We start from the raw sequence: 9,403 nt of genomic DNA, 5'->3' as shown, positions 1-9,403 counted from the left end.
GAACACGAAGGTTAAGCATTAAGAGGCCGATAGTACTGCATGGGAAGCTGTGTGGGAGGGTAGGTGGTTGCCAGGTAAATGTTCCGCGATAGCTCAACGGTGGAGCACTCGGCTGTTAACCGATAGGTTGGAGGTTCGAATCCTCTTCGCGGAGCCATTTTTTATGTATAGTTAAGTATAAGTAGATAATGAGAATTATCTTTTTTACTTTTTTGAATAACTATTAAATTAATGCTATGAATCAAACACAAAAAAATAGAGAGATGATTTTCATCTCTCTATTTTTTTACTCCAAATTTACATAAATAGAACTCATTCATATATTAAAGTTATAAATTAAAATTAATATTAGTGTGGATAAGTTAATATTTCATATTTTAAAATACACATTATTCAGCTTTCATTGTGGATATCATTTACTTTTAGAGCATATCGTAATAAGCACATTAATATTTATGAACAATTAACCTAATATTGTGGTTAAATTATAAACATAAATAACTTATCTGTGGATTATTTTTATATCACCATAAATAAATTTACATGAAAAAAATTGTACAATATAAGAAATATTATTAGGGGGATGCCCATAGAATTATAAAGGAAGTGTTTAAGTTATAAGTAACTAGTAAAAACCTTTGAAGTTTGAAAAAAGTACAAACATTTATGTTATAAGATACTTTATTAAGGTAAAACTATTTAATAGTTTAGTAAATACAGTGAACAGAAAAATGTTAATTAATTACCGGACATATTAATTAAATATTATAAATATTCTGATAATTAAAGGAGAAATGAAGTTTTTGTAGAATAAACAATATATTTACTAATATATTAACTTAACACACTAAATTTATTTTAGGGGGTACGCCTTATGAAAGAGTATAAAAGTAACAACCTAAGAAACGTTGGTTTAATTGGCCATGGTGGTTCAGGCAAAACAAGTCTTATGGAAAATTTGTTATATCAGACTAAGGAAGTTGATAGGATTGGAAGAGTTGAAGATGGAACTACAGTAAGTGATTATGATGTAGAAGAAAAGAAAAGACAGGTATCTATTTCAACATCAGTAGCTTGCTGTGAATGGAATAATGTAAAAATTAACTTGGTTGATATGCCAGGATACTTTGACTTTGAAGGAGAGGTTATTGAAGGATTATGCGCCATTGATATGGCAATGATGACTGTTTGTGGAGTATCAGGAATTGAAGTTGGAACAGAGAAAGCATGGGATTATGCAATGGATCGTAAATTACCAAGAGCAATCTTTGTAAATAAGTTAGATCGTGAAAATAGCAACTTTGAGAAGGTATTAGAACAGTTAAAAGAAAAATTTGGTACATCAGTAGTACCTATTCAGTATCCAATAGGTAAAGAAAGTGATTTTAAAGGTATAGTTAATATAGTATCAAACAGAGCGAGATTATATAATCCAAAAACAAATGCTATGGATGAAACATCAGTACCTACTGAATTAATTAGTAAGGTTGATGAGTGTAAGCAGATGTTAATGGAAGCTATTGCAGAAACTGATGAAGAATTACTTGAAAAGTATTTTTCAGAAGGTAAACTTAGTAATGAAGAGATATATCAAGGATTAGTAAAGGGGGCATCCAAAGGAGAAATATGTCCAATTATGTGTGGTTCAGCTATAACAGGTGTTGGTATTCAGACCTTACTTGAAGATATAGTTGAATGTTTCCCATCACCAGTTGAGAATACAACATATGCAGCTAAAGATGCAAGTGGTAATGAGGTTGAAGTCAAAATTAATGAAGAGGATTCATTCTCCGCAATAGTATTTAAAACTGTTGTTGACCCATTTATAGGTAAATTATCTATGTTTAGAGTTATAACTGGATCTGCTAAATCAGATAGTTTAGTATATAATTCATCTAAGGAAAAAGATGAGAAGTTAGGTTCATTATATTTCCTAAAGGGTAAAAAACAGAATCAAGTAAATGAAATTAAAGCTGGAGATATTGGAGCAGTAGCTAAGTTGCAATATACAAGTACAGGAGATACGTTATGCGCAGCTAATAAACCTGTTGTGTATGAAAGACTATCTTTCCCATTACCAGTTTATTCACGAGCTGTAGTAGCTAATGCAAAAGGTGATGAAGATAAGATTTCTAATGGACTTGCAAGATTGTTAGAAGAGGATCCTACATTTGCAATATCTAGGGACGTAGAAAATGCCGAAATGGTTATTTCAGGTTTAGGATCAACTCATTTAGAGGTTCTTGTGAGTAAACTAAAAAGTAAATTTGGTGCGGAGGTTCTTCTTAGAGTGCCAAAGACTCCATATAGAGAAACAATTAAAAAACTTGCTGATGTTCAAGGTAAACATAAAAAGCAATCTGGTGGGCATGGACAATATGGAGATGTTAAGATAAAATTTGAGCCAAGAATTGATGGTGAAGATGAATTACAATTTGTAGATGCTGTAGTCGGTGGTGCCGTTCCTAGACAGTATATTCCGGCAGTAGAAAAAGGACTTAGAGAATGTATATCTCATGGAGTATTAGCGGGATATCCAGTTATTAAATTAAAGGCTACTTTATATGATGGCTCATTCCATCCAGTTGATTCATCAGAAATGGCATTTAAGGTTGCATCTTCTTTAGCATATAAGAAAGGACTTCAAGATGCTCAGCCAGTACTTCTTGAGCCAATAATGTATATTGAAATAGATGTTCCAGATGATTATATGGGTGATGTTATAGCTGATATTAATAAGAAGAGAGGTAGGATTCTTGGGATGGAGCCTGTATCTAAAGGGCAGAGAATTATTGGAGAGGTACCTCAATCAGAATTATACAGCTATGCAACTGATTTAAGAAGTATTACTGGTGCAAGAGGAACCTTCCGTACAAAATTTGAAAGATATGAAGAAGTTCCTAATGACATAGTAAATAAAATAATAGCTGATATTAAAAAAGAAGCGTAAATTCAAGTTACAAAGTTTTAAATATGAAATAGAGATACCTATGGAGTGAGAATTTCATTCCATAGGTTATTTTTTTATAAATTTATTTATTTCTAGGTTATTTTTTGAAAATAAGGTTATCATATTATTAAATTATACTTTTATTTAGTAATAAAGATTAACCTTAACTAAATATGAAAGGGGGCCAATTATGTCTGATTATAGAATGAATATATCAGGAGGCATTAACCTAAGTGATTACAGCTATATTCATGATTATATGGGGATAATAGGAGCAACTGATAATTTCCAAATAGATATGCAGGATACTGGTGAAGATGACGTAAAGGTTCTATGCTCCATTTTAGAAAGTGATAAGTTTGATATTATTGATAGACAGCAATTTGAAAGAGGATATCGTATTTTAGCATCAAAAAGAAGATAATTTCAAAGTTAATAATTATTTAGCAACTCTAAATAATTGCATATTTTCAGTGATTATATTAAAATTAAAATATTGGTATAAAATATATTTAATAATAAAAAAAGGTAATATTATTAGAGTAGTCTATTAGGTATTTAAAATTTATATCTAATAAAAATTCTACTTATAGTTATAATTTAAGATTTTAAAGTTATAACAAATGAGTATGTGTAATTAAATTTTGTAATAATATTTGTGGGTTTAATAAGTTAATAAAGTAATAAGTTGATAAAGTAAACATGATTAAAGATTTATTTTAAAGGGGGAATATAAATGAATAAAGAGTTTTTTATCTCAAACAGAAGAAAAATTTCAGAGAAGCTTCACAATGGTTCTATTTTAATACTTTTCGCAGGACAAGCACCTTATAAGTCTGCTGATGAGACATATAAATTTACACCAAATAGAAATTTCTATTATCTTACAGGTATTGATGAATCAAAAGTAATACTAATGATTATAAAAGATGAGGATAAAATTATTGAGCATTTATTTATACAAGAAAGTGATCCAGTAATGGAAAAATGGGTAGGAAAAACTATTAGTGCTAATGAAGTTAATGAGATTTCAGGCTTAACAGATGTTAAATATATAAAGGATTTTAATGATACTGTTGGAAGTTATTTAAGTAGAATTAATGTTGAAAATATATATTTAGATTTAGAAAGACAAGAGTTTAAGATGGCTTCAACAGAAGCACAAGATTTTGCAAAAAAAATGCTTGATAAATATCCATACATAAGAATAAAAAATATATATCATGAAATTGCATTGCTTAGAACGGTAAAATCTAAGGAGGAGGTTGAGCTAATCACTAAAGCAATAGAAGTTACCAATACAGGTATTTTATCAATGATGAAAAATGCTAAACCAGGTATGATGGAATATGAAATAGAAGCATATTTTGATTTTGAACTTAAAAGAAATGGAATTAAAGATTTTGCATTTCCAACCATTGCAGCGGCGGGAGTTAATGGTACAATCCTTCATTATGGAGAGAATAATTCTAAAACGGCTGATGGGGATTTATTATTACTTGATTTAGGTGCACAATATAAATATTATAATGCAGATATAAGCAGAACATTTCCGGTTAATGGTAAATTTACGGAAAGACAGAAAGCCATCTATAACATAGTTTTAAAAGCTAATGAAGAAGTTATGAAAGCCGTAAAGCCTGGTGTAACAACTTTAGACTTACAAAAGACTGCAAAAGCAGTTTTATCAGAAGGCTGCAAAGCTATAGGCCTTATAAAAGAAGATTCAGAGATAGACAGATATTATTACCATGGAGTTGCACACCCATTAGGACTTGATACCCATGATGTTGGTCCGAGAGGTATAGAGCTAAAGGCAGGTATGATTATTACTGATGAGCCAGGATTATATATTGAAGAGGAAAAAATTGGAATTAGAATAGAAGATGATATATTAGTTACAGAGGATGGATATGTGAATTTATCTAAAAATATAATAAAATCTGTAGAAGATATAGAAAACTATATGAAAAATTAATTAGATTTATAATGGGGGGGACTTAAAATGATAAAAAGATTCTTAGCTTACTATAAACCGCATAAGAAACTATTTTTTATAGATATGCTTTGTGCATTTTTAGTAGCAGCCATGGACTTAGTATTTCCAATGCTCACAAATTTCTTATTAAAGGATGCAATTCCAAATAAAAACCTGAGGGCAATAATTATATTTACAGCTGTACTTGCAGGGTTATATGTTATAAAACTGATAGCTAACTACGTAGTAGATTATTGGGGGCATGTTATGGGCGTAAGACTGCAGTATGATATGAGAAAGGAAGTTTTTGCACATCTGCAGACATTACCTTTTAGCTATTTTGATGATAATAAGACAGGAACAATTATGTCTAGGATTGTTAATGATTTGATGGATATATCTGAATTAGCACACCATGGTCCAGAAGATGTATTTATATCAATAGTTACATTAATCGGTTCATTTATTTTGTTATGCACAATAAACATTAAGTTAACACTAATAGTTTTTGCTTGCATACCTTTAATAATAATCTTTGCAATGTCAAAGCGAGTAAAAATGTCTAAAGCATTCTATGATGTTAGAAAAAAGGTTGCTGTAGTAAATACAAAATTAGAAAATAGTATATCAGGAATAAGGGTTTCAAAATCTTTTACAAATGAAGAGTTCGAAATGGATAAATTCGATGAGGGAAATAGTGAATTTAAAGAAAGCAGATCCTATGCTTACAAGTATATGGCAGAGTTTATGTCTGGAATGAGATTCTTTGTTGATATGCTTAATGTTGTAGTATTAGGTTTTGGAGGATATTTTGTTTATAATGGATCTTTGGGAGTTGTAGATTTAGCAACGTATTTTCTATATATTGCATACTTTATGAACCCTATAAGAAGGCTAACTTCTTTTGTTGAACAATATCAGTCTGGTATGTCAGGATTTAAGAGATTTATTGAATTAATGGATACTAAATCTGATATAGTTGATAGTGAAAATGCTAAGGATATAGAAAATATCAAGGGTGAAATTCAATTTAATAATGCTACTTTCAAGTATAGTGATAGTACTGAAATAATTTCAAATATTAATTTAGATATAGAAGCTGGAAAGACCTTGGCGTTAGTTGGACCATCTGGTGGTGGAAAGACAACAATTTGTAATCTTATACCGAGGTTTTATGAATTGACAAGTGGAAAAATAACAATTGATGGAAATGACATAAAAGAAATTACTATTAAGTCTTTAAGAAAGAATATTGGAGTTGTTCAACAGGACGTATTTTTATTTACAGGTAGTATAAAAGATAATATTCTTTATGGGGATCCAGAAGCAACAGATGAACAGGTTGTTGAAGCTGCCATAAATGCAAATATCCATGACTTCATAATGTCACTTCCAGATGGGTATGATACCTATGTTGGTGAAAGAGGGGTTAAGCTTTCTGGTGGACAAAAGCAGAGGATATCAATTGCAAGGGTATTTTTAAAGAATCCACCAATACTTATATTAGATGAAGCTACATCAGCTCTTGATAATGCTTCGGAACTGGTTATTCAAAAATCATTAGAAGCCTTATCTAAAGGAAGAACCACAATAGTAGTGGCTCATAGACTATCTACAGTAAAAAATGCTGATGAAATAGTGGTTATAACTAGTGATGGAATTTTAGAAAGAGGAAATCATAAGGAATTAATTGAAAATAACTCTATGTATGCGAAATTATATAATTCTCAATTTAATGGATTTATGAGAGATATAGCAGAGTAAGAATTAAATAAAGTTAAGCAATTTTTAATGCTCCCTGGTAAGTTAACAGGGAGCATTTTATTTTAAAGGAGAGTTTTTTTAGTTTTATACCAAAATGTGTGGATATTAATGGTAAAAATGGGTAAACTTATTTATATAGGAAAATAGGAAATGACAAGGGGTAGAGTTATGTTTAATAAATATAATGGAAGATCACGTCAGGTTCTCATGTACGCTCACAGAGAAGCAAGAAAGTTTCAACATAATTACATAGGGACAGAACATGTTTTAATGGGAATTTCTGAAGAAGGCGGCATTGCTGCAGAGTTATTAAGTAATATTAAAGTTAGCAATATGGTTCTCAACAAAAAAGTTGAAGATTTAGTTGGGTATGGAGAAAGTAAAGTACAACAAGAGGATATTTATTTAACTCCAAGGACAAAAAAACTAATGGAACTCAGTGTTGTTGAAGCTAGAGCTCTGAGTGAGGAATTTGTTTCACCTGAACATATGCTTTTGGCAATTATAAAAGAGGAAAGTGGAGTGGCATATACCATTTTGGATGGATTGGATGTTGATTTTAGAAATTTAACGAATCAGTTAAAGGATGGATGCTCTAAAACTGTTAAATCCAATATAAGAGATCAACAGGAGGGATACAGAACAGCTAGGAATATAGTATTAAATGAAAATAGTAATGAATTTAATGAGGATATAAAAATAAATACACCTATACTTAATAAGTATGGAAAGGATTTAACTGCTTATGCAATGGAAGGAAAACTAGACCCTGTTATAGGTAGAGAAAAGGATATAGAGAGGGTTTTAGAAATTCTTTGCAGAAGGATGAAAAATAATCCTTGTTTAATAGGTGAGCCTGGGGTTGGAAAAACTGCTGTAATTGAAGGTTTAGCACAATTAATTTATTTGGAAAGAGTACCTGAGGTATTAAGAAATAAAAGAGTTGTAAGCATAAGCATGGCAACCATGGTTGCAGGAACAAAATATCGAGGTGAATTTGAAGAACGCTTAAAATCTCTAATTGAAGAAGTAACTAAAAGTAAGGATGTTATCTTATTCATTGATGAAATTCATACAATTGTAGGAGCAGGAGGAGCCGAAGGTGCTATAGATGCTGCTAACATATTAAAGCCAGCATTGGCAAGGGGAGAATTACAATGTATTGGAGCAACTACAATAGAAGAATTTAGAAAGCATATTGAGAAGGACTCTGCTTTAGAAAGAAGATTTCAATCAGTTTTGATAAGTGAACCATCAAAGGAAGAAGCAATACAAATATTGAGAGGATTAAAGGAGAGATATGAGTTTTATCACGGGGTAGAGTTTACAGATAAAGCTATTGAAGCAGCAGTAAATTTATCTTCTAGATATCTTCCAGATAGATATCTCCCTGATAAAGCGATAGATTTGATTGATGAGGCTGGAGCTAAGTCGAGAATTGAAGCTAGCAGCATTAATGGAAATACAGAAGTTAAAGTAATGGAATCAGATTTAGATACTTTAATAGAGTGTAAGCTCCTTGCAGTTAAAAATGAAGAGTTTGAAAAAGCAGCAGTTATACGTGAAGAAGAGAATACTCTTAGAAGTTCTATTAATTCTAAAAAGAGAAATCTTGTTGGAAGCAAAGAGACCATGAGGATTAGAGTTGATGAAGAGGAAATAGCTAGAGTATTAGCAGGATGGACGAAAATACCTGTTGACAAACTAACTGAAAAAGAAACTGCAAAGCTTTTGAAGCTGGAAGATATATTAAGAGAAAGAGTAATTGGTCAAGAGGAAGCAATTGAAGCTATATCAAAAGCTGTGCGAAGGGCTCGGGTTGGATTTAGAGATCCTAAGAGACCAATTGGAAGTTTCATTTTCTTAGGACCAACTGGAGTTGGTAAGACGGAGTTATCAAAGGCCCTGGCAGAAGCAATATTTGATGACGAAGAAGCTTTGATAAGAGTTGATATGACAGAATACATGGAAAAGCATTCTATTTCTAAATTAATCGGATCGCCACCAGGATATGTTGGGTTTGATGATGGAGGACAATTAACAGAGAAGATAAGAAGAAAGCCGTATTCAGTAGTTCTATTTGATGAAATTGAAAAAGCTCATCCTGATATATTCAATATATTGTTACAGATATTAGACGATGGAATACTAACAGATTCAACAGGTAGAAAGATAAATTTCCAAAATACAATTATAATAATGACTTCAAATGCTGGCACAGCCATGCTTAAAAAACAAAATTCCTTAGGATTTGCAAAGCCATTTGAAGAGGATGAGGAAGAATATAAGAAAATGAAGGTAATACTTCTTGAGGATATAAAGAAGACATTTAGGCCAGAGCTTATAAATAGAGTTGATGAAATTATCGTATTTCGTAAGCTTACAGAAAAAGATATGATAAGTATAGCCGATATAATGGTTAGGGCACTTTGTGAACGTGCGAGAAAAAACAAGCTTAATTTAACAGTAACAGATGCAGTTAAATTATATATAAGTAAACAAAGTGAAACAGATACTTATGGAGCAAGGCCACTAAGAAAATTAGTTACTAAATTAATTGAAGATAGAGTAGCTGAGGAAGTATTAAAAGGAAATTTAGAAGTTACTGATTGTATTACTGTGGATATGGATAATAATGATTTGAAGATCATGAAATCCATGTAGAAGTTATATTGTTTTAATGTAAAAATAGGTATATAATTACTGTGCAC

At 31.0% G+C, this 9,403-nt stretch carries 5 protein-coding genes and 1 tRNA gene; all 6 read left to right on the top strand.

Annotated elements, in window-relative coordinates; translation table 11 throughout:
• Nucleotides 1–82 precede the first annotated feature (82 nt).
• Nucleotides 83–157, top strand: a tRNA-Asn gene (locus BN1075_RS06950).
• A gap of 717 nt (nt 158–874) precedes the next feature.
• On the top strand, nt 875–2,950 hold the full coding sequence (fusA, locus tag BN1075_RS06945) for an elongation factor G (protein WP_040192333.1): 2,076 nt from the start codon (nt 875–877) through the stop codon (nt 2,948–2,950).
• Between the two features lie 190 nt (nt 2,951–3,140).
• Entirely contained in the window at nt 3,141–3,374 is a 234-nt protein-coding gene (locus BN1075_RS06940; protein ID WP_040192332.1) for a hypothetical protein, read from the top strand.
• A 312-nt stretch (nt 3,375–3,686) separates the two neighbouring features.
• A complete protein-coding gene (locus BN1075_RS06935) occupies nt 3,687–4,928 on the top strand; it encodes an aminopeptidase P family protein (RefSeq protein WP_040192331.1) in 1,242 nt (413 codons plus the stop codon).
• Between the two features lie 27 nt (nt 4,929–4,955).
• Nucleotides 4,956–6,692, top strand: a complete 1,737-nt coding sequence (locus BN1075_RS06930) for an ABC transporter ATP-binding protein (protein ID WP_040192330.1) — start codon at nt 4,956–4,958, stop codon at nt 6,690–6,692.
• Nucleotides 6,693–6,860: 168 nt separating this feature from the next.
• Entirely contained in the window at nt 6,861–9,356 is a 2,496-nt protein-coding gene (locus BN1075_RS06925; RefSeq protein ID WP_040192329.1) for an ATP-dependent Clp protease ATP-binding subunit, read from the top strand.
• The last annotated feature ends 47 nt before the right edge of the window (nt 9,357–9,403 follow it).

Source organism: Clostridium culturomicium (assembly GCF_000821305.1).
Classification (GTDB): domain Bacteria; phylum Bacillota; class Clostridia; order Clostridiales; family Clostridiaceae; genus Clostridium_J; species Clostridium_J culturomicium.
This window is presented reverse-complemented; position numbering and strand designations above follow the sequence as displayed.

Bases quoted from the DNA above. Each gene is read 5' to 3' on its own strand.
- BN1075_RS06940 (WP_040192332.1), top strand. From the start codon at position 3,141: ATGTCTGATTATAGAATGAATATATCAGGAGGCATTAACCTAAGTGAT.
- BN1075_RS06930 (WP_040192330.1), top strand. From the start codon at position 4,956: ATGATAAAAAGATTCTTAGCTTACTATAAACCGCATAAGAAACTATTT.
- BN1075_RS06925 (WP_040192329.1), top strand. From the start codon at position 6,861: ATGTTTAATAAATATAATGGAAGATCACGTCAGGTTCTCATGTACGCT.
- BN1075_RS06935 (WP_040192331.1), top strand. From the start codon at position 3,687: ATGAATAAAGAGTTTTTTATCTCAAACAGAAGAAAAATTTCAGAGAAG.
- fusA (WP_040192333.1), top strand. From the start codon at position 875: ATGAAAGAGTATAAAAGTAACAACCTAAGAAACGTTGGTTTAATTGGC.